Below are 24,257 nucleotides of genomic sequence, written 5' to 3'. Positions count from 1 at the left end.
CTAACTGTCTAACTCGGATATGTCAATGATTTGTTGCAATATCATTGGAATTTAAGTACCATTTTTCTGCTTTTTTCTCGAATTCTTTAATCATGCTGTCTTTTCCTTTATAGTACTGTTCACTGTCATCAGGAAATTCAATGACTAAGTCATGCTTGAGACGACTATATCTTTCTCTTTCACCATTAAAAGCTCTTAAATAATCTCTAAAAGACAATAATCTTAAAATATGTGGGCTACCTTCATCATAAATATGTAAATGGTGTGAAACTGCACCGTAATGATCATATTTTTTGAAATATCGATTACCGATAACACCACGTTCTCCTTTAGACTCATATCCTAAAGCTGATAATTCATGTGTAAATTCATCAATCGATTTACTATCTTTGACAACTATTAATATATCTATAATCGGCTTCGCAGATAATCCAGGAATAGCCGTTGATCCTATATGTTCAATGCTGATACTATGTTCTTTCAATAACGACTGTAAATATTTTTTCTCTTCAAGAAAAAGGTGTTGCCATATACTGTCGTAAGGGACTACACGTAAACGCTCCATCTCATCACCTAATTTCAGAATAATTTATTAATATTATCTTATAAAGTAACATAGAAAGAAAGTAAAAGAAATCTGAATTGATTGTTTTTTCAAAATTAACTTGATATAATGATGCCGAAATCAAAGGAGGAATCTTCATGACAAAAATGAATGTAGAAAGTTTTAATTTAGATCATACGATAGTAGACGCACCATTTGTGAGACTTGCGGGAATCAAAGAAGGACTTAATGGTGATGTTATTCATAAATATGATATTCGATTTAAACAACCTAACAAAGAACATATGGAAATGCCTGCATTACATTCCTTAGAACATTTAATGGCTGAGAACATTAGAAACCATACAGACAAAGTGGTAGACGTAAGTCCAATGGGATGTCAAACAGGATTTTATGCTTCATTCATCAATCATGACGATTATGATGACGTACTTGCTATATTAGAAGCAACACTTAAAGACGTAGAACAAGCAACAGAAGTCCCAGCATGTAATGAAGTACAATGCGGTTGGGCAGCAAGCCATTCATTAGAAGGCGCACAACAATTAGCAACAGAATTTTTAGCAGAACGCGACAATTGGAAAAATATCTTTAAAGAAGATTAATGAGGAAAGCCCAGGATTCATGTCCTGGGCTTTTTTATGTTGGAATGGCGCTGGCCGTTGTGAACACTTCTCGCCAAACTTGTTCATAACGGGGGGCTTGTGAACACTTTCGTCCAAACTTGTTCATAGCGGGGGTGTTAGTTACAAAAGTCAGCCGAAGTGTTACTATAGGCAGCCTTAGTTACAAAACTCGCCCGAAGTGTTACTATGGGCCGCCTTAATTACAAAACTCGCCCGAAGTGTTACTATGGACAGTCTTAGTTACAAAACTCGCCCGAAGTGTTACTATGGACAGCTTTAGTTACAAAACTCGGCTGAAGTGTTACTATGGACTGCCTTAGTTACAAAACTCGCCTAAAGTGTTACTATGGGCCTCCTTAGTTACAAAACTCGCTCGAAGTGTTACTATGGGCGGTCTTAGTTACAAAACTCCTGAGAATTGTAATTACTGGTCTCCTTATTTGCACTTCTTACCAAAACTGCTAATAACGCACCCACTATTTGCACTTCTTACCAAACTTGCTAATAACGCACCCACTATTTGCACCTTCAGCCAAACCTGCTAATAACGGCACCAGTATTTGCACCTTCAGCCAAACTTGCTAATAACGACACCTAACACCCAAATCCCCCAACATAATATTCACCTAATCACTACATCAAACTCACCTAATCACTACATCAAACTTACCCTCACATAAAAAAAGAGTTTGGGATACGATATCCCAAACTCTCTCTATATATAAAAATCACATTTTTCTTACTAATTTAATCATCACATATTGTAGCGGTAATCTACCCCACAACGCCCATTTTGGTAATTGTTTACCGTTTAATGGGATATTCTTTTGTGCCATATAAACATTCGCTGGAAATACAGCTACTAAGAACCATTCGATTAATTTTTTCATTAAGCTACTTGGCTTTTTAATAATTAACATGATACCAAATACGATTTCCATCACACCTGTTATCCAAACAATCGCTTTTTTAAATGGTAAATAGTTTGGAACGATTGCTTCAAAACCTTCTGATCTTACGAAATGCATCACACCTGCAAATGAAAATCCTATTCCAAATAATCGTCTAACTATATTCATTACTTAATCCCCATCTCATTTAAATAGCTTTTACCGAATTCAGGTAGCGTCACATTAAAGTTATCTGCAATTGTTGCACCAATTGAACTAAATGTATCATCACCTGATAGTTCATGATATTCTTTAATGCTTGGACTATACATTAATAATGGTACATATTCACGTGTATGATCTGTACCTGGAGCAGTTGGATCGTTACCGTGGTCTGCTGTAATAATGACTAAGTCATCTTCATTTAATACTGCTTGTAAGTCTTCTAATCGGTTATCAAAGTCTTTAATAGCTTGTGCGTAACCTTCTTTATCTCTTCTGTGACCATACAATGCATCAAAATCAACCAAGTTTAAGAAGCTGATTCCAGTGAAATCACTTTTCACAACATCGATTAATTGATCCATACCGTCCATGTTATCTTTCGTTCTAATAGCTTTCGTAACACCTTCGCCATCGTAAATGTCATTAATTTTACCGATTGCAATGACATCGTAATCCGCATCTTTTAATGTATTCATAACTGTTTTACCAAATGGTTTCAATGCATAGTCATGTCTGTTTGATGTTCTCGTGAAGTTACCTGGCTCGCCAACGTATGGACGTGCAATAATTCTTCCTATTAGATATTTAGGATCTTTCGTAAGCTCTCTTACTTTCTCACAAATATCATATAATTCTTCTAAAGGAATAATATCTTCATGTGCTGCAATTTGTAGCACTGGATCTGCAGATGTATATACAATTAAATCTCCAGTTTCCATTTGATGTTTACCATATTCATCGATAATTGCAGTACCTGATGCTGGTTTATTTGCAACAACTTTTCTACCAGTGATTGATTCAATTTCTTTTACCAATTCTTCTGGAAAACCTTCTGGATATACTTTAAAAGGTTTATCAATATTTAGACCCATGATTTCCCAATGTCCTGTCATTGTATCTTTACCAACTGAAGCTTCACTTAATTTAGTATAGAATGCTTCTGGATTTGATACTTTTTGAACTACTGGTAAGTCTGCAATATTACCTAAACCTAACTTTTCTAAGTTTGGTAATGTTTCATTAAAACCTTCAAGTGTATGTTTTAATGTATGAGAACCTTCATCACCGAATGCTTTAGCATCTGGTGCTTCACCAATACCTACTGAATCCATTACGATTAAATGAATACGTTTAAATCGGTTTGTCATTTGACACACTCCTAATCTGTAATCACTTTATGAATTAATGTTGGTTTAACTTGTTCGTCAGAAATTGTGATGTTTTCTAAAATTTTAGCTTCTACATCTTTAACATCTTCTTGATTTGCGTAAATCGTTACTAACGATTCACCCGCTTCAACTTTATCGCCAACTTTTTTATTTAATACTAAACCAACTGCCAAGTCAATTATATCATCCTTTGTTGCTCTACCTGCACCTAAAAGCATTGAAGCAACACCAATTTCATCTGCAACGATGTGTGATACATAACCTGAAGTTTCAGCTTTAACTTCAAAAGTATATTGAGCTTGTGGTAACTTCGTAACGTCATCTACTACAGAACCGTCTCCACCTTGATTTTCAAGGAATACTTTGAATTTTTCTAATGCTTTACCATTTTGAATCACTTCTAAAAGTTTTTCTCTCGCTTCATCTAAAGTTTCAGCTTTCTTAGCTAATACAACCATTTGAGAACCTAAAGTTAATACAAGTTCAGTTAAATCTTCTGGACCTTCGCCTTTTAATGTTTCAATCGCTTCTTTCACTTCTAAGCCATTACCAATTGCTCTTCCTAAAGGTTGGCTCATATCAGAAATAATTGCCATTGTATTTCTACCTACATTATTCCCGATTTTTACCATTGCATGCGCAAGTAACTCAGAATCTTCAATCGTCTTCATAAATGCACCTGCACCAGTCTTAACATCTAAGACAATCGCATCTGCACCTGCTGCAATTTTCTTACTCATAATTGAAGATGCAATTAATGGAATTGAATTGACTGTACCTGTAACATCTCGTAAGCCATAAAGCTTTTTATCTGCAGGTGTTAAGTTACCTGTTTGACCGATTACAGCTACTTTATCTTTGTTCACTAGGTCGATAAATTCTTGCTCACTGATTTCAACATGGAAACCTTCAACCGCTTCAAGTTTATCGATTGTACCACCTGTATGACCTAAACCACGTCCACTCATTTTTGCGACTGGTACGTCTAATGCTGCTACTAAAGGCGCTAGCACAAGTGTTGTTGTATCACCTACGCCACCTGTAGAGTGCTTATCAACTTTAATACCTTCAATTTCAGATAAATCAATTTGATCGCCTGATTCAACCATAGCCATTGTTAAGTTTGCACGTTCTTCATCTGTCATATCTTGAAAATATATAGCCATTGCTAAACTAGACGCTTGGTAATCCGGAATATCGCCTGCAGTATATCCTTTAACAAAAAATTCAATTTCTTCTTTCGTTAATTCTTTCCCGTCACGTTTCTTTGCAATTACATCAACCATTCTCATCGTTAATACCCTCCAATTTTTGTATGAATACGCTTACCTTAATTTGAAAAATTAAAGGTACTATTTCAAGTACCATTAATTTTTAGTAATCTGAATCTGACGCTTCACCTTTTAAAATTTTAACGCCTGCTGAAGCACCGATACGTGTTGCACCATTATCTATCATTGTTTTAACATCTTCGTATGAACGGATACCGCCAGAAGCTTTTACGCCTAAATCAGGACCAACTGTTTCACGCATTAATTTAATATCTTCTGCAGTTGCACCACCAGTTGAAAATCCTGTTGAAGTTTTAACAAAATCAGCACCTGCTGCAACAGCAAGTTCACATGCTCTCACTTTTTCAGCATCTGTTAATAATGAAGTTTCAATGATAACTTTAGTTGTTACACCGTTAGCTGCTGAAACAACACTTTCGATATCTTTTTTAACATCTTCATCTCTGCCGTCTTTTAATGCGCCAATGTTGATAACCATATCTACTTCTTGAGCACCTTTTTTAATTGCATCTTCTGTTTCAAATGCTTTAACTTCACTTGTGTTTGCTCCAAGAGGGAATCCGATTACTGTACATACAAGTACATCTGACCCTTCTAAAGCTTTCTTGGCATGTGCAACGTGTGTAGGATTGACACATACTGATTTGAATCCATATTCTTTCGCTTCACTTAATAAAGCATCAATTTGTTCCAAAGTCGTATCTGGTTTTAGTGCTGTGTGATCGATATATTTAGCTAATGACATGTTGAATCCTCCTAATATTTTTTTGATTAACTCTATTATATAACGTTGTTGAACATTTGTAAAACGATAACTGAAATATTGTTCACTAATCTAATAACGCCTGTGCAGTGTATTGATCTGTAATTAAAATATTACTCAATTTACCTTCAAGTGCACCTCGAATAGAAGCGACTTTATGCTCACCTCCAGCAACTAATACTGAATGTTCTATGCCTTTCAACGCATCAAGTTCAATACCTATTGTACGATTATTAATAGCTTCGTCTGCTACTTCACCTTTGCTATCATAAAATCTTGAACAAATATCTCCGACTGCTGATTTTTTAAGTCTGTCTTTTTCTTCTTCACTCAAAAATCCAAGTTTAAATAATAGGGCAGAATCTCTTACAGTTCCTACAGTAAAAATCGCAACATCAACTTGTCTACCTTGATCAAGTATTGATTTAATATGTCGGTCTTTTTCAACCATATCTTTAACTTCTTTTACATCAAAAATAACGGGTAATGGTAAATCTCTCGGCGTCGCATTATAAGCTTGAGCAAATCTTTCTAGAATTTGATGACTTCTTGTATCAACATCTGAAAAACTAATACCGCCCTTCAACTGGATAATACCAATATCATTAAAATGACTTTGTTCTAGATATTGAGAAACTTGATACATCGTTTTACCCCAACTTATACCAATATTATCCCCGTTTTTCACAATTTTATTTAAATATTCAGCAGTCTTTTTACCAATAGCCGTTTGAATATTTGAATAATCGTTATAAGATGCATGTTCAACAACACAATCTTTTAAATTGTATTTCGCTTTTAAAAGTGAAGCCAAACTTTCTGCATCTTGATAAGGGTCATCAATTTTAATCGTCACAAAGCCTTGATTTTTAGCATGATTCAATAATCTTGATATCGTTGGTCTTGAAATATTTAATTTTTTCGCAATCGCTTCTTGGCTCAAACCTTCTTGATAATAAAGCTTAGCAATCTTGATACTATCCTTGTTCTTTTGTAAATCCATCCCTATTCACCACTTTCTTTCACTCTTATCGTACAAAAATTCGCAAAAAATTTAAACAAATGTTATCTTTAAGATGAAAAAACTTTTATTTTATTTAAAGGAGAAGATAGTTATGACTCAAGGAACACCACATATTCAACCAAATGGTGTAAAAATCGCAAAAACAGTACTAATGCCGGGGGATCCATTACGTGCTAAATTTATCGCTGAAAACTTTTTAGAAAATGTAGAACAATTCAACGATGTAAGAAATATGTTAGGTTACACAGGAACTTATAAAGGTAAAGAAGTATCTGTAATGGGTTCAGGTATGGGTATCGCTTCAATCGGTATTTATTCTTATGAACTTTATAATTTCTTTGACGTAGACACAATTATTCGTATCGGATCATGTGGTGCTATGCAAGAAGATATCAACTTATACGATATTATTATCGCTCAAGGTGCATCTACAAACTCTCGTTATGTTGATCAATTCAACGTACCAGGTTACTTCGCACCAATCGCAGACTTCGGTTTAGTAGCAAGCGCTAAAAACAAAGCTGATGAAATTGGCGCAACATCACACGTAGGTAATATCTTCTCAAGTGATATTTTCTATAATGCAGACTCAGAAGTAACAAGCAAATGGGCTAGATTAGGTATCTTAGGCGTAGAAATGGAATCAGCAGGATTATATGTAAATGCCGCAGCAGCTGGTAAAAAAGCATTAGGTATCTTCACAGTAAGTGACCACTTATTAAGAGATGAAGCAACAACAGCAGAAGAAAGACAAAATTCATTTACACAAATGATGGAAATTGCATTAGAAATCGCAGAATAATTATAAAAAGAGAGCTGAGACGATGATTACCGTCTCAGCTCTTTTCATTTGTGAAAGTGAAGGAGTAATATAGATTGCGTTAGGTTTAAGAATTTAGATAATTAGATGTCGCTAACTTCCATTATTCTGAATTCTGGTAATTAGAATCCGCTAACTTCCATTATTTCGAATTCTGGTAGTTAGAACGCTGTAACTTCCATTATTCTGAATTCTGGTAATTAGAATCCGCTAACTTCCATTATTCCGAATTCTGGTAATTAGAATGCTGTAACTTCCATTATTCTGAATTGTGGTAATTAGAGCTCGCTAACTTCCATTATTCCAAATTGTGGTAGTTAGAATCCTGTAACTTCCATTATTCCGAATTGTGGTAATTAGAATCCGCTAACTTCCAATATTCTGAATTCTGGTAATTAGAGCTCGCTAACTTCCATTATTTCGAATTGTGGTTATTAGGTGGACAACTTCTTACGGACATTTCTCTGAATTCTGTCCCTAACACCCGCACCCATCATCTCTCACCTTCATCTCGACATCCTCATTATTCTATACCGCACGCTTCTGCTACGACTTCCACAATATGTTTGACTTGTATTTTATCTTCTAATCCTTCATTTTTAACACCTAGCAACATTTGCAAGTGACATCCTGGATTTGATGTGATGATTAATTGTGGTTCTATTTCTTTTACGTGACTCATTTTTCGATTTAATATTTCCATCGATGCATCATAATTCACGATATTATATATCCCTGCTGAACCGCAACAGATGTCTTTTTCGGGTAATACTTTATATGTTAGTCCTTTTATTTGGTTGATTACTTTTTCAGGTTCATTGAATACATGTTGTACGTTTTGCAAATGACATGATGGCTGATATGTGGCTTGAATATTAATCGGGTGTTCTAAGTTCAAGTCAATATCTTCTAATATAACCGATATATCTCTCACTTTATCAACAAACTGTTCTGCTCTAGCTTTCCACTCCGCTTCATTTCTCAATAAATGATCATATTCTATTAACGAAGCACCACAACCACCAATAGCATTGACATAATAGTCTACATCATATTTTTCTAGCGCTTCAATATTTAATTTGGCTAATTTTCTTGCTTTATCCATTTCTCCAGCGTGATGTTGAAGTGCGCCACAACATGTTTGTTGTTTAATTTCTACAACTTGAATATTATGCGCTTCTAAAATTTTTATCGCAAGATCGTTTATATGTGAGAAAAATGAATCCATCATACAACCTCTGAAAAAGCCAATTGTTGTTTTTTTCGTTCTAAAAGGCGTTTGATAAGGTCGTTTATCTTTTTGAACTGGTGGCAAAATCATCGCCATATTGCTTAATCTTTCAGGTAGTAATTTCAATGCATTTGTCTTACTTAAAATCCCTGAAACAAATGACGTATGATAGAGCTTCAAGCCTTTATACATCGCATCTATCATATATTGACGTTCTAAAAATACAGACATAATTTGAGTGTCTAATTTTTTATTTCGCTTTTCTCGTAATACTTCGACTGCCGATTCATAAATGTCTCCATACTGAACATTCGTTGGACAAACTGTTTCACATTGTCTACAGCCTAAACATAAATCAATTGCTTCTTCTAAATCTTTAAGTTCAGCTTTACCTTCAACTGCATATTTAACGAGATTGATTCTACCTCGAGGAGAATGTTTTTCTTCTTTCATCGTTAAATATGTAGGGCAAGACGGTAAACAAAAGCCACATTGAACACAATCAAAAGTTGGATCATAAGCTAATTTTTCGATTAGATTATTCGTCATGGACTAACACAAACCTTTCATGCTCGTCCGGAAAGATTTTACCTGGATTCAGACGATTATTAGGGTCCAATGCTTGTTTTACATCTTTCATAAATTTCATGCCTGCTTCATCAAATTCGTTATACATAAATGGCTTTTTAAACAATCCAATACCATGTTCACCACTTAATGTACCGCCTAATTTCAGTGAAGCTTTAAAAATTTCAGCAACTGCTTCTTCAGCTCGTTTCATTTCTTCTGGCTTACGTTTATCCGTAATAATATTAGGATGTAAATTGCCATCTCCAGCATGCCCAAACACAACTAAATTTAATTGATAAGTTTGTCGGATTCTTTCGATTTCTTCAAAGAAAGCTGGAATTTGACTAACCGGCACACTTGTATCTTCACTTATCTTTGTCGGTCCAAATTTCACGATAGCTGGTGACACAAGTTTACGCACTTCCCAAAGTTCAGATGCCTGTTTTTCATCTTCAGCAATAATAACTTTACATCCAGGTAACGCAGCACATGTTTCTTCAATTATTTTCATTTCTGCTTCAAGTGCTAAAGGATGACCATCTAATTCGACCAACAATACCGACTCAGCATCGGCTGTCACATTCTCAATTGGATGTGTCGACAATACAGCATCAACACAATATTTATCCATAATTTCGATTTTAGAAGGTAATATACCTGATCTTAAAATTTTGGATACCGCTTCACCTGACGTAATAAAATCATCAAACTGCAACATTGCCGTCTTTGTATCAATCGGCTTAGGAATCAATTGTAAAGTAGCTTTTGTAATAATACCGAGCGTACCTTCTGACCCTACGATTAATTTCGTCATATCATAACCTGTTACATTTTTTACTGTGCGTCCACCACAGTGAATTATATCTCCGTTGGCCGTTACGACTTCTAATCCAACAACATAGTCTTTCGTGACACCATACTTTAAGCATCTTGGTCCACCTGCATTTTCAGCCAAGTTTCCCCCAATTGTTGAAACACGAGAACTGGATGGATCAGGTGGATACATCAGTCCATAGGATTCAGCAACTTTATGAATTTTCTCAGTGATAACACCTGGTGAAACTTCCATCATTAAATCATTTTCGTAAACTGTTATTTCATTGTCCCATCTTGAAAAATCCAACACAATACCACCATGAACTGCAAGTGGTCCTCCACTTAAACTTGTACCACTACCTCTCGGATAAATCGGTACGTCATATTGATTACTTAACTTTACAATATGCACCACTTCTTCAGTAGACATTGGCTGACAAATAATATCAGGCATATATTCACCGAAAGAAGCATCAAAACTATAACTTGAAAGATCCGCTACTTCTTTAGAAACGCGCCCATTATCTAAATGTTTCTTTAAAGCATGATAGAGTTCTTCCATGTTATCCCCCCTCAATATGAAATTATATTCATGATAGCACTGTTTACTTTAATTTTCATTTCAAGTGAATACGTTTACATTTATAATTAAAAAATACCTAATCCAATATGTTCATGGATTAGGTATTTGTAATTCAATATTATTTTAAGAATGATTTTAACATCCAGTTGTGTTTTTCAAGACTTGTTACCATTGCTAATAACATGTCACCAGTCATATCGTCATTAACTTTTTCTGCTAATTGAATACCTTCTTCTAATTGAGCAATTACAGTTGTGAAGTCTTTAGATAATTGTTCAACCATTTGGTTTGCAGTTAAGTTTTTCTCAGCTTCTTCAATAACTGACCATTCTAATGCTTCTCTTAAAGTAGCGATAGGATTACCTTCAATTGCTAAAATACGTTCAGCTAAATCGTCAACATACACACTTGCTTCATTGTAAAGTTCTTCAAATTTCTCATGTAGTGAGAAGAAATTTGGTCCTTTAACATACCAGTGATAGTTGTGTAATTTAGTATATAATACTGTCCACTCTGCTACTTGTTTATTTAACGCTTCGATTACTTCTTTATTATTTGTCATTTATTTTACACTCCTCTGTAGTTATCTTTTCTTGATTACATTAATTATTATATTATAATCATTCTAATCTGTCAACGATATTTAGCAACTTATTTATAATAATTATAAATAAGAGTTTAAATCTACATAAAAAAGAAGGTAAAGCCTACATTAGACTTATACCTTCTTTATCGTTTTATAAACATTTATTCTGCTTTCTCAAGCTTAAGTGGAATCTTAATTTCTTTCTCAAGTTTCTTACCGTCCATCAATTTAATGATAGAGTCTACTGAAGCTTTACCCATCTTATCAGGTTGTTGTGCGACAGTTGCATCTAATTTGCCACTTTTAATTGCTTTCATTGCATCTTCATTACCATCAAATCCAACTACGATTACATCTTTATCACCAATTGCTTCGATAGCACCAAGTGCCATTTCATCATTGTGTGAGAATATCGCTTCTACTTCTGGATGTGCTTGTAAGATATTTTGTGTCACGTTTAATCCTTCTGCTCGATCAAACTTAGCACTTTGTTTAGCAATGACATCAAGTGATTTGTCGGCAACTTTATGGAAGCCTTCTCCTCTTTCTCTTGTTGCACTTGCACCTGGAACACCTTCTAATTCAGCAACTTTAGCATTTTTACTTAATTTATCTAAAATAAATTGTCCGCCCATTTTACCGCCTTCAACGTTATCTGAAGCGATAAATGTTGCAACATCACCTTTATCAACTGATCTATCTAATGTAATAACAGGTATACCTTCATTATTTGCTGACTGAACGGCACTAGAAATTGCACTAGAATCAGTAGGATTGACAACTAAATAATCAACTTGTTGTTGAACTAAATCTTCTATATCATTTGTTTGTTTAGCTGAATCATCTCTTGCATCAACTACTTTTACTTTCATACCTTGTTTTTCAGCTTCTTTTTCAATACCTTCTTTAATTGAAACGAAGAATGGGTTATTTAATGTTGAAACACTGACACCAATCGTTATATCAGATTTTTTCTTATTTGTTTTACCTTCATTATCTTTTTTCAAAGGCGATTCAAGTGAACATGCCGCTAAAAATAACACAGTTGTCATTAATAGTATTAATAATTTCTTCATTTGTTTTCCCCTCAATCTAATTGATTATTTTTTTCTATCTATTAATACAGCAATTAAAATAACAATACCTTTTACGACTTGTTGGTAGAATGATGATACTCCTAATAAATTCAGACCGTTATTAAGTACACCAATAATAAGTACACCAATAAGCGTTCCAACAATTCTACCTTTACCGCCTGTTAAAGAAGTTCCGCCTAATACAACTGCAGCGATAGCATCTAACTCATATGAAGTACCCGCTGTTGGTTGAGCTGAGTTTAAACGTGATGTTAAAAATGCACCTGCTAATGCAGACATTAAACCAGAAATACCATAAATTAAAATTTTCACTCTGTTTACTTTAATACCAGAAATTTTTGAAGCGACTTCATTACCACCGATAGCATATGTATGTCTACCAAATGTTGTTTTTTGTAAAATAATCGCCAATATAATAAATACAATAATCATTGTGACTGCTGGTACTGGAATACCGAAGAAATAACCTTTACCAAATAGTTGGAACATATAACTATCACCTAAATTAGTAATAGGGTTACCATCTGTTACAACGAGTGTTAAACCTCTAAATATTGTCATCGTTGCAAGTGTTGCAATGAATGGTGCCATACTCCCGAATGTTACTAATACACCGTTAAATACACCTAATAAGAAACCACCAAGTACTCCGACAATCAATGCTACGATTGGATCTAAACCACTAGTAATTAAGATTGCAGTAAATGCACTTGATAATGCGAGTATCGAACCGACTGATAAGTCTATGCCGCCAGTTAAAATAACAAATGTCATACCAAAAGCAATTAACCCGTTAATTGAAACTTGTCTTAATAAGTTTAATAAATTCGATAAATCTAGAAATGCAGAGTTCATAATACTAATCACGACGATTAATAATATAAGTCCTATAAATGGAATAATTTTTTCGACTAATGAAGTCTTAGCTGTTAGTTGTTGCATGTAATTCCCCTCCTGTAGCTAATGTCATAATATTTTCTTCTGTTATATTTTCGCCTTCAACTTCACCTTTAATATTACCTTCTTGAACTACAATAACGCGATCACTCATGCCGATAACTTCTGGTAACTCTGAAGAAATCATAATAATCGACACACCACGTTCAGTTAGCTCATTCATCAATTGATAAATTTCTCGCTTAGCACCAACGTCTATCCCTCTTGTCGGTTCATCTAAAATCAATATTTGAGCACCTGTACCAATCCATTTTGCCAATACTACTTTTTGTTGGTTACCACCTGAAAGTGAGGATACTAGAGCTTTTCTTGGTGTCTTAATATTGAGCCTTTTGCTCATTTGATCTGCAAACACATGCGTCGCTTGTTCTTTAATAAATCCTTTATTTGAAAAGCTTTCAAGAGATGGTAGAACCATATTATGTTCGATTGAGAAATCGAGAATCAGTCCTTCATCTTTTCTATTTTCAGTAATTAAGCCTAGACCATGTTTCATTGCATCTTCCGGTGACTTAATCAATACGGATTTACCATTAATGTCTATATCTTTATGACCTTTATCAATTCCGAACAGACTTCTCATAATCTCAGTTCTACCAGCACCCATTAAACCACTAAATCCTAATATTTCACCTTTTCTTAATGAGAATGAAATATCTTTGATGCCTTGTTCATCATTATTTAGGGATTTAACATGCATCAATGTTTCACCTGGTTCAACGGTTCTTTCTGGGAACTGCTCTGTTAAGTCTCTACCTACCATTGATTTAACAATTTCATCGTAATTGGTTTCGCTTGTAGGTTTGTATAATACAGTTTTACCATCTCTCATAACGGTAATTTCATCAGAAATCTCAAATATCTCAGCCATTCTATGTGAAATATAAACGAATGAAACGCCTTGATTTTGAAGATTTTTAATAAGTTTAAATAACTGTGTGATTTCTTTATCTGTAAGTGCTGCAGTTGGCTCATCCATGATGATAATTTTTGCATTGGTCATTAAAGCTTTTGCAATTTCTATCATTTGTTGTTCACCGATTGAACATTTTCCTGCAACTTTCTTCAATGAGATATTAAAGTTTAATTTTTCAAAGACTTTTAATGCTTCTTGCTTCATTTTCTTCTCATTTAATATGCCAAATTTATTTCGCATTTCTTTCCCGATAAATAAATTTTCAAGTACTGTTAACTCTGGCCAAATATTAAGCTCTTGATGTATAAACGTAATACCTGCTTCTTCTGACATTTGGGCATCTTTAAAGACAACTTCTTGATTGTGATAATTAATTTGACCTGCATCTTTTTCATGAATACCAACAAGAATCTTCATTAAAGTAGATTTTCCTGCACCATTTTCTCCCATAAGTGCATGAACTGAAGCTTCTTTTAATTTAAAATCTACGCCTGTTAACACTTTATTTTGGCCAAACGCTTTATGTACACCAGACATTTCTAGCATGAAATCCCTCCTTAAAATAAAACATCACTTTCTAATATGACGTTTGCATATGGTGTTGCTTCCCCTGTTCTTATAATTGCGACAGTATCTTGTGTTAATTTTTTAAATGCTTCGTGTGATACAAATTCTCTTTCAACATCTGTTTCTTGAATCTTTTCATAAAGTGTTGAATTATCCGTCTTCATTTCTTCTGCAAAAATCATTTTCTGTACAGACATATGTTCTAACAAAATAGCGTAAACGCTTTCAAAACTTGGTACACCAAAAGTCAGTGCTAAATCAATTTTTCGCACGCCTTTCGGTACTGGTAAACCACAATCTGCTATCACAATACGATCAGTATGACCAAGATCGCTTAATACTTTAGAAATTTCACTGTTTAATATCCCTGTCTTATACATGCCATTCTCCTTCAATATCTTGTAATGTTGGCATTCCGCCTTGTGCACCTAATCCAGTTACTGAATGACTTGCTGCTAAATTAGCAAATGCTAATGCTTGATCTAAGCTGTATTCTTTTTGAAGCGCTACTGCAAATGCACCATTAAATGTATCACCAGCACCTGTCGTATCTTTCACTTCACGTTTATAACCTGGTACTTGAACTTTTTCTTTACCATTATGATAAGCTGCACCTTTATCACCTAAAGTTACAATCAATTTCATTGGATAAGCTGCTAACGCTTCATCTAATTCACCTTTAAACATCTCATCACTTTCTGTTTCGTTCGGTGTTAAATAATCGACTTTTTCAATAACAGTGTTGCTTACTCCTCTATATGGTGCGGGATTCAGAATTGAAATCAAACCATGTTCTGAACAATATTTAACCGCAAATTCAACTGTTTCACTTGGAATTTCTTGTTGTAATAAAACGATATCGCCTTCTGACAATGCTTCTAGATGTTTTTTAACATAGTCTGGTGTCACTTCATTGTTAGCTGAAGGTACGACAATAATACTATTATCTTGTTCAGATAATGTTATATGTGCTGTTCCTGATGGCATTTGTGTAACGGGTTCCACACCATCCACAATAACGTGATTTTTTTGAAGATTTTCGTATATTTCTTTACCAAAATCATCATCACCAACTCTACCAATCATATGTACGTTATCCCCTAATCTTGCAGCTGCGACTGCTTGGTTAGCACCTTTCCCACCAGGTGTTGTAAAGAAATCGTCCCCAAGAATTGTTTCTCCTTTACCTGGTCTTTTAGACGCTGATACAACTAAATCTATAGACATACTTCCGATAACTGTTATTTTCTTCATATTAATCTCTCCTTGTTGATTGTCTTTCCACTAAAGTAACATCTAATATTTGATGATGTTTTCTTTGTTTACCTTCCAACTGTTTAATTAATTGTTGGCATGCTTTTTGACCAATTAAATAAGCAGGTTGATGAATCGTTGTTAAACTTGGTGAATATGTACGTGATAACGGTATATCATCATAACCAACCACTTGTATATCATCGGGCACTTTGTATTGATGATTATAAAGAATACTCATGACGTTAAATGCGCCAACATCATTACTACAAATAATGCTATCAATGTCGTGTTCTTTAATTAAGTTAAGCAAATCATCTTCTGTTAAAGATAATTCATTAGCTGAAACATACGTGATACCCGCTTCATCTAACATTAACTTCGCACCATTGAATCGCTCTCTAAATGATTTGTAATTTAAATCTTGTTCTAAAATAAGAACAGATTGTGCTTTACCGTTAATCACTGCCTGAGCTTGAAGTTGTCCACCTTTGTAATGATTTGTTTCAACAAATTCATGATCTTCGTACACACGGTCTAATAGAACAAAAGGCATATTATAAGATTTAAATGAATCAAAAGTTTCCTTACTCGATAATTGTGAAGCAATAATACCACTACAATTATGTACGTTAAATGTATTTAAATAAGCAAGCTCTTTCTCATCATTACCATCACCATTTCCAATAATGATATGATAGCCCATCGCCATCGCTTCATCTTCAACACCTCTAGCAACTACTGTAAAAAAAGGGTTACTCATATCTGGTAACAATAGTCCTATCATTCTAGATTGTCGTTTATATAAAGTTCTTGCTGTTTCATTAGGTCGATAATTTAATTCTTGAATTGCTTTATCAATTTTATCTTGTGTTTCCTTCTTAACATAACCACTTTTATTCAGCGCTCTAGATACAGTAGCAACAGATACTCCTGCATGTTGCGCAACTTGTTTAATTGTTGCCATACTTCAACTTCCTTTTGTGTAACCGTTTACACAAAAGGATATCACGCAATCTTTATTTATGCAATATTAATTTAAAAAATATTTTCTTTCTTCAGGTGTCGGTAATCGACAAGCATTTTTCAAAATCACTTTATGTCTGATTTTGGCAAATGCATCATAGCCAATATCTCGTACAAATTTCGGTATCCATTTCAAAGTCCATCCTAAAAATTGATAGCCTTTTATTTGGCCTAATAAATGAATAATCGCGTTTGATTTAATCCATACTTTGTCGCCATCTACAACAATAATGCTATCTATATTTTGCAAATCAGGTCGCGCTTCAAATAAATGATCACCATATGAAGATTCAAGTTGAGCAAATTGAAAACGAGTCGAAATCTTATGATGAATTAACCACATCACAGCACGATTACAGTATCCACAATCCCCATCATAATAAACAATAGCGATAACAATCACTCCAATCATCATTTTCTTAAACGTAACACGACAGTATGATAAATAAAAGTTTTAGAGACACAATTTCGAATAATGTCCCTAACAAAAAGTGCTAGGACTCTTCTGTCCTAGCACTTCATCATTTCTATTATTAAACAGCTTGCTTTTTAAATGCTTTATATTCTTCTTCGTTAATTTTGATAATTTTAAATCCTACATATCCAAAGATGACAGATATGATTGGTACCGTATAGTTGAATACTGCATAAATGCCATAATCTAATACGTTCACATTCAATGTTTGGGCAATAAATACACCACATGTATTCCACAAGAAGAATACGGATGTTACTGTACCACCGTCTTCAAGTGCACGTGATAAGTTTTTCGGATGTAGTCTTCTTTCTAAAAATGTATTAATGTACATTCTTGAAGGTACTACAATCGATATGTATTGTTCTGAACATGAAGCGTTAGTACCTATACATGAAATAATAACAGATGCTATTAAACCACCAGTACCTTTTGCGATTTTTAAGATTTTTGTAATGATTGATTTTAGCATGCCTGAATATTCAAGAATGCCTCCAAATGTCATCGCAACGATAGTCATTGAAATTGTATAGAACATGGATTCTAATCCACCTCTATTGAACAATTCTTTGACTAAATCATTTTTAGATTCTAATACAAATCCAGTTTGTAATGTCTTCACACTGTCATGTAGACTTCCACCTTGAATAAATATTTGCGATAAAAATCCTAAAACAATACCGACAACTAATGCTGGTATTGCAGGTACTTTAAATGCAACTAATATAATAACTATTACAGGTACGAGCAACAACCACGGTGAAATTGTAAATTTGTCTAGCATTTCATTATTGATGGCATCAATTTTTGCTTGGTCCATAAGCTGAAAATTGTTGTCCTAAAATAAAAAATACAATTAATGAAATAATAACGGCAGGTACTGTCGTATAGAACATGTGTTTAATATGATCAAATAAATCTGTACCTGTTAGACCTGCTGCTAAGTTTGTCGTATCTGATAATGGGCTCATCTTATCACCAAAGTATGATCCAGATATAATAGCACCTGCTATCATGCCTGCTGGTATATCCATACTTAATCCAATTCCCATACCAGCTACACCAACTGTTGCCATTGTTGACCAACTACTACCAATAGCTAATGCTACGATTGCACAAATAACTGCGATGGTTACTAAAAATAATGACGGCGTTATTAATTTCAATCCATAGTAAATCATTGTGGCTACTACGCCTCCACCTATCCAAGCACCAATGATTAAACCAACTAAAATGATAATGACGATTGCTGGTAAGGCTAGTCTAATACCTTTATACATCATTTCTTCGATGTCTTGCCAACTATACCCATGATAGTAAGCTACAATTGCAGCAATTGCTGTTCCTATCATTAACGGTATGTGCGGAGCTTGCTCTAAAACGACTACCGTAAATAACATACTGATAATCATAAATAAAAATGGCACAACGGCCCAAAAGAAACTAATTTCTTTCTTAGATGTACTATTATTCTCCATAGATAACCTCCTAAAAATAAAGCGCTTACATTTATAATTTTAATAGTTTATGCAACATATTACAATCCCATAATGACAAAGCCTGGACAAATATTTTGTACCAGGCTCATACTTATAAATTATATAATTATTCATTTAACATATATATGACTTCTTGCATAATTTCATTGAATTCTTCTTTGAACTCATTGTTAAAACGTAAAATTACTGCTCGTTCGTCTGATTTTAAGCGATTTTTTAATATGTATCTTTTCTCAAATAAACGTTTAATCGCTCTCGCTGATTTATTTTGTTTAATATAGCCTTTTTCAATAGCATCTTTAAGATGCACTTCTTCCACTTCGTTTAATTTCATTAAAAAGAAAAATTCATGCTTCTTTAGACCATACTTTTGTTCAATAACTAAAAAGATATTATCAATTTTATTTTGCTGATCGAAAAATTCTGAACATGTTGAAATTGCTTCTGAATAAGATTGAGTCTTCATAGTTTTACCTCCTGTTTCCCGTGAATTTGATTTTCTTAAAATAATTTTAACACAAAATTAAATAACATCAATATGGAATTTAAATATATATTTGACAATTTATGTATTTTTCTCGTGGTTAATTATCAAACTGAAATCACTAACTCACAAAGTATATAGAAGTACTATTATTTTACAAATAAAAAAAGATTATAACTGTAATCGTTATAATCTTTTTCTTGTATTCAATTAATTGTAGATATTTACTTTTTAGCTTTATCTTTTAAGTAGAATTCTTTTCCTGTAAAGAATTCTGTAGTTAAACTTTTAACTTTAGGTGCTAACATCACGACTGCGATAATATTCGGAATCAATATACATGCAAGCGCGATATCTAATAAATTCCAAAGTTGTGTACCTGCACCGAATGCACCAAGCGCGATTGAGAGTACATAAACAACCTTCATAATAAAGCCTGCTGTTAAGCCAAATAAATATTCTGCCATTCTTGATCCATAGTATATAACTACGATGATTGTTGAGAATACGAAGAAGACCATTGAAATAGATACAATCCAACTTCCAAATGTTCCAAATGCATTATTAAAGGCACGAGCTGTCAGTGCAGCGGATTGTTCTTTAGCATCATTATCTTTCCATACATCTGATACTAAAACGACAAACGCTGTCGTACTACAGATGATTAATGTATCTACAACGATTTCACTAACACTCCAGAATGCCTGTCTTACAGGATGGTCAGTCTTTGCAGCAGCATGCGCAATTGGTGACGTACCAAGACCCGCTTCGTTTGAATAAATACCACGTGCAAATCCCCAACGTACTGTTGTGGCTAAAGCAGCACCGAAACTACCACCTAATGCTGCATCTGGATTAAATGCTTTCTCAACAACTAACGCAATTACACTAGGCACATGTTGAATATTCAGTATGATAATCAAGAATCCCATAATACAATATAAACCGACCATAACCGGTACGATCATTTCGGTAAATGTTGCAATACGCTGAATACCACCAAATACAACTAAAGCAGCAATAACAGCTAACACGATTCCTGTTATACCCATATGAATATCGAATGTATCTTGAACAGTACTTGCAGCTGAATTCCCTTGTACCATAATACTTGGGATAAGTTCAAGCATTAAAGCAAATGCAAATACAAATGAAAATACTAATCCGACTTTTTTATTTTTGAAACCTTTTTTCATATAATATGTAGGTCCACCAACAAATTCTCCTTTATCGTTTTTCTCACGATAATATATACCTAGTACGTTTTCGGAATATTTTAATGCCATTCCTAGAAATGCGATTACTAACATCCAAAATACTGCACCAGGTCCACCCATCATAATGGCTGTAGGTACACCGACAATGTTTGCCGCACCTACTGTTGATGATAAAGCTGACGTTAACGCTTGCCTCGGCGTAATTGTACCTTCACCTTTAGGTTCTTTATTAATACTTCCAAAAGTTTGTTTCATCATATAACCAAAATGTCTAAATTGTATTAATCCTAAATACAATGTTAAAAATAAACTTGATACTAATAAAAGTGTGACGATTGGATACCCCCATAACCAATCTGAGAATGCTACGATTTTCTCCATAAAATGACCCCTTTGCAATTTTATTTGTGAAATATTAACCAAGCATAATTCTATATTACAGAATATTCAGCAATTTATAAACCTTTAAAAAAATAAAAACGGAATAAAATCTTAAGTGTTAAGATTTTATTCCGTCTATTTTATCCTACATGTAATACTCTACAATGTTTTAAGAATTGATGTGAATATTGTTCTTTTATGTCTTCAATCGAGCCGTAACATAAACCAATCATGCGCCATTTAGGATTATGACGATAGAATGAGTCTTTTTCTAAACTCCACTTCACCATCTTACCTTCATGATTATATCTTGGTAATGTCATTTCATGACCATCAAGCACATTTAAGAATAATTGAAAGATTTCTGGATCTATTCTTTCAAACTGGTCAATCACAAGCCATTCTCTTTCTGAGTTCGTAATATGTCCTGTAATGAAACCTTCTCTATAATATAAAGCGCCACTTTCATTTGGTAAATATCGACCGTATAACATTTCTTCTGAGAAATCAGGATGACCTACTGTATATATACCTTTCGCAAGTTCACGTTCAACATAATGTTTCGCTTTTTTCAAACCGTCTTCTTTATTGTCACAGAGCATTAAAATAATAGGTTTATCTTTTTTAGGTTCATTTTCCTGATCACGTTGAACAGACATCTCATATTGATTACTAGAACTTTCTTTGTACGTCCCGTTACTCATATCTAACATCGCATCATATTGTGCTTTTGTTAAATTAGCAATAGATTGTTTCGAACTATCTTGTAAGAAATATAATTTCTTTAACGTTTGATGTCTATTTAATTCGCCAATATTCACAGGGTTAATATCTTCATGATATTTAACTTCAATACATGTAGAATCTGTTCTACCTGGTTGTGGTGGCAATTTATGTATACTATCTGACACTTCCCCAGTTCCGATAATGGACTGATTAGCATTTCTACTTAAAAATATTATTTGGTCTCCTATTTCCAACTGAGTATAGTACGTATAACCATTTCTCTTTATACCATTTACAGTATGTGTAAATATTGTATACGTTTGATCTGGTTCAAATTGAATTTCTTCTGTAAGTAAAAAATACCTAGGAATTTTTATAGCGCCTTGTCCTAACCCTATAATTAAATCGAATTCTTCTTTCGTAATGCGATTAAACAATTGTTCTGTCATTTGTTTAATTCTAGATTCTAATTGTTCACTTCTCTTTAAATATTCAATTGATAACATTGTTAAAGATTGCTCAAACTTAAATTGGATACTTACTTTTTGATTGCCACCCGTTTGAACTTGTAAGATTTCACCGAATCCAAGTAAGCCGACTTGATTTTGCACTTGATAATAAATGACTTTATCTCCTGGTTTAGCTGTCTTAAATGCATGATAACCTTGCGTTGGATTAAAGCTTGCACCTGATTCAAACACTGCAGTTTGGCCTTCTAATGGTTCCGTATGACGCCACCTATTATATCCACAATTTAACCAAAAGTAGTTTCTTTCTTCAGACATATGTATACTCCTTAATATCTATAATGATCGATTTTCATAATGATGTTTACTTTGATATCTTAATTTATTTTCATATAAAAACTACGCTTAAAATTTACTTTTTTAACAACACATTAATATTAACATTGTATAAGACATTCACACTCATGTCTATGTTTACAATCATAAAAAAAGAGCCGAGGACACATCATAATGTCCAAGACTCTTGAATGATTAATGTATATAATTATAACTTGAAACTTGAGAAGCTGGTATCGTTCTGTATGTTAGTACACCTGGTGATGAACTAAAGTTCATTTCTGATACTTGAAGGCTTCCGTTTGAATTAATTCTTTCAACAAATGATACATGACCATAGTATCCAGCTGATGATTGAAGGATTGATCCAACTGAAGGTGTACGATTTACAACATAACCATCTTTAGCAGCAGCACTTGCCCAGTTGTTTGCATTCCACCAATAAGTACTAATTGGTTTACCTATAGCTTTACGACGGTTAAATACATGCCATGTACATTGACCCCAGTCGTATAAATTTTGATGATTGAATGTCGGTGATGTGTAACCACTGTTGTTATTTGAATTAGAAGTAGAACCTGAACTTGATGCTGTTCCACTTACTTTTAATTTTTGTCCCGGATAAATGATAAAGTTTGATAAACCATTTAATGACATAATTTTTTGGTATGTCGTTCCATATCTAGCTGCAATCGCTGATAGTGAATCTCCTGACTTAACTGTATAAGTAGAAGTGCTACCTGAAGCATTAGACGCTCCACTGTTACTAGAGCTACCCGTGTTACTACTAGAACTTGCTGTTCCATTAACTTTTAATTTTTGTCCCGGATAAATAATCGTGTTACTTAACCCATTCAATGACATAATTTTTTGATACGTCGTACCATATTTACCAGCAATAACCCCTAATGTATCTCCCGATTTTACTGTGTAATATGTCGTTGATGAAGTTGAAGTAGCTCTTGAGCTCGTGTTCGATGTACTTGATGAATTTGAAGTACCAGGAACTTGTAATACTTGATTAGGGAAAATAAGATTTGAACTTAATTTATTTAAGCTTTTAATTTTCGCAATCGTCGTATTATGCTTATCAGCAATCAGCCATAAAGAATCTCCACTTTTAACTTTATAAGTTGCTGCTTCCGCTTGATGAGAAGATACTGCAACTGCAACCGAAGCACCAACAAATGCCGCTATTGTCTTTTTCTTCAAAATAACTTACCTCCATCTTCTTACAGTTTATTTATGAATTCTTATTAATTATACACCGTAACCTTTACCGTTTATATTACAGTTTTATTTCATTTTCATTAATCCTATAATAGTATATTACTTTTAAAGATTAATTAGAAAATGAACAAATATAATAAATCGCATATTATAACTAGCGCAAGGTAATTTGGGCGTGGGTAGGAAGGTAATATGTGTGAGTGTTCGTGCGACACAACCTGATTTTGTACCTTAGCGCACGATATCTCCGAGTCTTCGTGCGTTACACCCTTATTTTGTACCTTAGCGCACGATATCTCCGAGTCTTCGTGCGTTACACCCTGATTTTGTACCCTAGCGCACGATATCTCCGAGTCTTCGTGCGTTACACCCTGATTTTGTACCCTAGCGCACGATATCTCCGAGTCTTCGTGCGTTACACCCTTATTTTGTACCCTAGCGCACGATATCTCCGAGTCTTCGTGC

At 33.9% G+C, this 24,257-nt stretch carries 22 protein-coding genes and 1 pseudogene; 2 read left to right on the top strand and 21 right to left on the bottom strand.

Annotation, left to right across the window (positions count from 1 at the left end):
* Positions 1-22: 22 nt before the first annotated feature.
* Positions 23-565: a GrpB family protein gene (locus tag LQ617_RS14335; protein ID WP_025904443.1), complete on the bottom strand. Its 543-nt coding sequence runs from the start codon at positions 563-565 to the stop codon at positions 23-25.
* A gap of 137 nt (positions 566-702) precedes the next feature.
* Here LQ617_RS14335 and LQ617_RS14330 point away from each other — a divergent pair, with 137 nt between their 5' ends.
* Entirely contained in the window at positions 703-1,170 is a 468-nt protein-coding gene (locus tag LQ617_RS14330; RefSeq protein WP_025904442.1) for an S-ribosylhomocysteine lyase, read from the top strand.
* Positions 1,171-1,919: 749 nt separating this feature from the next.
* Here LQ617_RS14330 and LQ617_RS14325 read toward each other — a convergent pair.
* From LQ617_RS14325 to LQ617_RS14305, 5 genes are all read right to left on the bottom strand, one after another.
* Positions 1,920-2,270, bottom strand: coding sequence for a DoxX family protein (locus LQ617_RS14325; protein WP_107576504.1), 351 nt, complete (start codon positions 2,268-2,270; stop codon positions 1,920-1,922).
* Complete coding sequence (gene deoB, locus LQ617_RS14320) at positions 2,270-3,454, bottom strand: phosphopentomutase (RefSeq protein ID WP_025906387.1); 1,185 nt, start codon at positions 3,452-3,454, stop codon at positions 2,270-2,272. The genes LQ617_RS14325 and deoB overlap by 1 nt, the downstream gene beginning before the upstream one ends.
* A gap of 11 nt (positions 3,455-3,465) precedes the next feature.
* Positions 3,466-4,767, bottom strand: coding sequence for a pyrimidine-nucleoside phosphorylase (locus LQ617_RS14315; RefSeq protein ID WP_037589816.1), 1,302 nt, complete (start codon positions 4,765-4,767; stop codon positions 3,466-3,468).
* Between the two features lie 82 nt (positions 4,768-4,849).
* Entirely contained in the window at positions 4,850-5,512 is a 663-nt protein-coding gene (gene deoC / locus LQ617_RS14310) for a deoxyribose-phosphate aldolase (RefSeq protein WP_037589818.1), read from the bottom strand.
* 85 nt (positions 5,513-5,597) lie between these two features.
* A complete protein-coding gene (locus tag LQ617_RS14305; protein ID WP_239740662.1) occupies positions 5,598-6,533 on the bottom strand; it encodes a sugar-binding transcriptional regulator in 936 nt (311 codons plus the stop codon).
* 112 nt (positions 6,534-6,645) lie between these two features.
* Between LQ617_RS14305 and deoD the strand changes: the two genes are divergently transcribed.
* Positions 6,646-7,356 (top strand): purine-nucleoside phosphorylase, encoded by a 711-nt coding sequence (gene deoD / locus LQ617_RS14300; protein ID WP_025906394.1) that lies wholly within the window; start codon positions 6,646-6,648, stop codon positions 7,354-7,356.
* A 541-nt stretch (positions 7,357-7,897) separates the two neighbouring features.
* Here deoD and LQ617_RS14295 read toward each other — a convergent pair.
* From LQ617_RS14295 to LQ617_RS14225, 15 genes and pseudogenes are all read right to left on the bottom strand, one after another.
* Positions 7,898-9,154, bottom strand: coding sequence for a (Fe-S)-binding protein (locus LQ617_RS14295; protein ID WP_191836465.1), 1,257 nt, complete (start codon positions 9,152-9,154; stop codon positions 7,898-7,900).
* Positions 9,144-10,553: an FAD-binding oxidoreductase gene (locus LQ617_RS14290; RefSeq protein WP_025906398.1), complete on the bottom strand. Its 1,410-nt coding sequence runs from the start codon at positions 10,551-10,553 to the stop codon at positions 9,144-9,146. Before LQ617_RS14290 ends, LQ617_RS14295 begins: the two co-directional genes overlap by 11 nt.
* Before the next feature lie 139 nt (positions 10,554-10,692).
* Positions 10,693-11,136 carry a Dps family protein gene (locus LQ617_RS14285; protein ID WP_025906400.1) on the bottom strand — a complete coding sequence of 148 codons (444 nt, stop codon included), beginning with the start codon at positions 11,134-11,136 and terminating at the stop codon, positions 10,693-10,695.
* A gap of 185 nt (positions 11,137-11,321) precedes the next feature.
* Positions 11,322-12,236, bottom strand: a complete 915-nt coding sequence (locus LQ617_RS14280; RefSeq protein WP_037588978.1) for a D-ribose ABC transporter substrate-binding protein — start codon at positions 12,234-12,236, stop codon at positions 11,322-11,324.
* A 24-nt stretch (positions 12,237-12,260) separates the two neighbouring features.
* Positions 12,261-13,199 (bottom strand): ABC transporter permease, encoded by a 939-nt coding sequence (locus LQ617_RS14275; protein ID WP_239740661.1) that lies wholly within the window; start codon positions 13,197-13,199, stop codon positions 12,261-12,263.
* Complete coding sequence (locus LQ617_RS14270; RefSeq protein ID WP_025906405.1) at positions 13,180-14,676, bottom strand: sugar ABC transporter ATP-binding protein; 1,497 nt, start codon at positions 14,674-14,676, stop codon at positions 13,180-13,182. The genes LQ617_RS14275 and LQ617_RS14270 overlap by 20 nt, the downstream gene beginning before the upstream one ends.
* 11 nt (positions 14,677-14,687) lie before the next feature.
* Positions 14,688-15,077: a D-ribose pyranase gene (gene rbsD, locus LQ617_RS14265; RefSeq protein ID WP_159315426.1), complete on the bottom strand. Its 390-nt coding sequence runs from the start codon at positions 15,075-15,077 to the stop codon at positions 14,688-14,690.
* Complete coding sequence (gene rbsK, locus LQ617_RS14260; protein ID WP_239740660.1) at positions 15,070-15,951, bottom strand: ribokinase; 882 nt, start codon at positions 15,949-15,951, stop codon at positions 15,070-15,072. The genes rbsD and rbsK overlap by 8 nt, the downstream gene beginning before the upstream one ends.
* Before the next feature lies 1 nt (position 15,952).
* The gene (locus tag LQ617_RS14255; protein ID WP_239740659.1) at positions 15,953-16,918 is read right to left on the bottom strand and encodes a LacI family DNA-binding transcriptional regulator; all 966 of its coding nucleotides are present in this window, start codon (positions 16,916-16,918) and stop codon (positions 15,953-15,955) included.
* 66 nt (positions 16,919-16,984) lie between these two features.
* Positions 16,985-17,392, bottom strand: a complete 408-nt coding sequence (locus LQ617_RS14250; protein WP_239740658.1) for a thiol-disulfide oxidoreductase DCC family protein — start codon at positions 17,390-17,392, stop codon at positions 16,985-16,987.
* A 118-nt stretch (positions 17,393-17,510) separates the two neighbouring features.
* Positions 17,511-18,930: pseudogene (nhaC, locus tag LQ617_RS14245) on the bottom strand (Na+/H+ antiporter NhaC).
* A gap of 127 nt (positions 18,931-19,057) precedes the next feature.
* Entirely contained in the window at positions 19,058-19,417 is a 360-nt protein-coding gene (locus LQ617_RS14240; RefSeq protein WP_037588985.1) for a transcriptional regulator, SarA/Rot family, read from the bottom strand.
* Between the two features lie 242 nt (positions 19,418-19,659).
* Positions 19,660-21,033, bottom strand: coding sequence for an alanine/glycine:cation symporter family protein (locus LQ617_RS14235; RefSeq protein ID WP_126477243.1), 1,374 nt, complete (start codon positions 21,031-21,033; stop codon positions 19,660-19,662).
* 140 nt (positions 21,034-21,173) lie between these two features.
* Entirely contained in the window at positions 21,174-22,544 is a 1,371-nt protein-coding gene (locus tag LQ617_RS14230; protein ID WP_126477242.1) for an EVE domain-containing protein, read from the bottom strand.
* Positions 22,545-22,757: 213 nt separating this feature from the next.
* Entirely contained in the window at positions 22,758-23,774 is a 1,017-nt protein-coding gene (locus LQ617_RS14225; RefSeq protein WP_126477241.1) for a LysM peptidoglycan-binding domain-containing protein, read from the bottom strand.
* Between the last annotated feature and the right edge of the window lie 483 nt (positions 23,775-24,257).

This window comes from Mammaliicoccus sp. P-M59 (assembly GCF_022386135.1).
Taxonomy (GTDB): domain Bacteria; phylum Bacillota; class Bacilli; order Staphylococcales; family Staphylococcaceae; genus Mammaliicoccus; species Mammaliicoccus sciuri_A.
The sequence above is the reverse complement of the archived record's forward strand: the minus strand, read 5'-3'. Positions and strand labels throughout refer to the sequence as shown.

Bases quoted from the DNA above. Each gene is read 5' to 3' on its own strand.
- LQ617_RS14335 (WP_025904443.1), bottom strand. From the start codon at position 565: ATGGAGCGTTTACGTGTAGTCCCTTACGACAGTATATGGCAACACCTT.
- LQ617_RS14330 (WP_025904442.1), top strand. From the start codon at position 703: ATGACAAAAATGAATGTAGAAAGTTTTAATTTAGATCATACGATAGTA.
- LQ617_RS14325 (WP_107576504.1), bottom strand. From the start codon at position 2,270: ATGAATATAGTTAGACGATTATTTGGAATAGGATTTTCATTTGCAGGT.
- deoB (WP_025906387.1), bottom strand. From the start codon at position 3,454: ATGACAAACCGATTTAAACGTATTCATTTAATCGTAATGGATTCAGTA.
- LQ617_RS14315 (WP_037589816.1), bottom strand. From the start codon at position 4,767: ATGAGAATGGTTGATGTAATTGCAAAGAAACGTGACGGGAAAGAATTA.
- deoC (WP_037589818.1), bottom strand. From the start codon at position 5,512: ATGTCATTAGCTAAATATATCGATCACACAGCACTAAAACCAGATACG.
- LQ617_RS14305 (WP_239740662.1), bottom strand. From the start codon at position 6,533: ATGGATTTACAAAAGAACAAGGATAGTATCAAGATTGCTAAGCTTTAT.
- deoD (WP_025906394.1), top strand. From the start codon at position 6,646: ATGACTCAAGGAACACCACATATTCAACCAAATGGTGTAAAAATCGCA.
- LQ617_RS14295 (WP_191836465.1), bottom strand. From the start codon at position 9,154: ATGACGAATAATCTAATCGAAAAATTAGCTTATGATCCAACTTTTGAT.
- LQ617_RS14290 (WP_025906398.1), bottom strand. From the start codon at position 10,553: ATGGAAGAACTCTATCATGCTTTAAAGAAACATTTAGATAATGGGCGC.
- LQ617_RS14285 (WP_025906400.1), bottom strand. From the start codon at position 11,136: ATGACAAATAATAAAGAAGTAATCGAAGCGTTAAATAAACAAGTAGCA.
- LQ617_RS14280 (WP_037588978.1), bottom strand. From the start codon at position 12,236: ATGAAGAAATTATTAATACTATTAATGACAACTGTGTTATTTTTAGCG.
- LQ617_RS14275 (WP_239740661.1), bottom strand. From the start codon at position 13,199: ATGCAACAACTAACAGCTAAGACTTCATTAGTCGAAAAAATTATTCCA.
- LQ617_RS14270 (WP_025906405.1), bottom strand. From the start codon at position 14,676: ATGCTAGAAATGTCTGGTGTACATAAAGCGTTTGGCCAAAATAAAGTG.
- rbsD (WP_159315426.1), bottom strand. From the start codon at position 15,077: ATGTATAAGACAGGGATATTAAACAGTGAAATTTCTAAAGTATTAAGC.
- rbsK (WP_239740660.1), bottom strand. From the start codon at position 15,951: ATGAAGAAAATAACAGTTATCGGAAGTATGTCTATAGATTTAGTTGTA.
- LQ617_RS14255 (WP_239740659.1), bottom strand. From the start codon at position 16,918: ATGGCAACAATTAAACAAGTTGCGCAACATGCAGGAGTATCTGTTGCT.
- LQ617_RS14250 (WP_239740658.1), bottom strand. From the start codon at position 17,392: ATGATGATTGGAGTGATTGTTATCGCTATTGTTTATTATGATGGGGAT.
- LQ617_RS14240 (WP_037588985.1), bottom strand. From the start codon at position 19,417: ATGAAGACTCAATCTTATTCAGAAGCAATTTCAACATGTTCAGAATTT.
- LQ617_RS14235 (WP_126477243.1), bottom strand. From the start codon at position 21,033: ATGGAGAAAATCGTAGCATTCTCAGATTGGTTATGGGGGTATCCAATC.
- LQ617_RS14230 (WP_126477242.1), bottom strand. From the start codon at position 22,544: ATGTCTGAAGAAAGAAACTACTTTTGGTTAAATTGTGGATATAATAGG.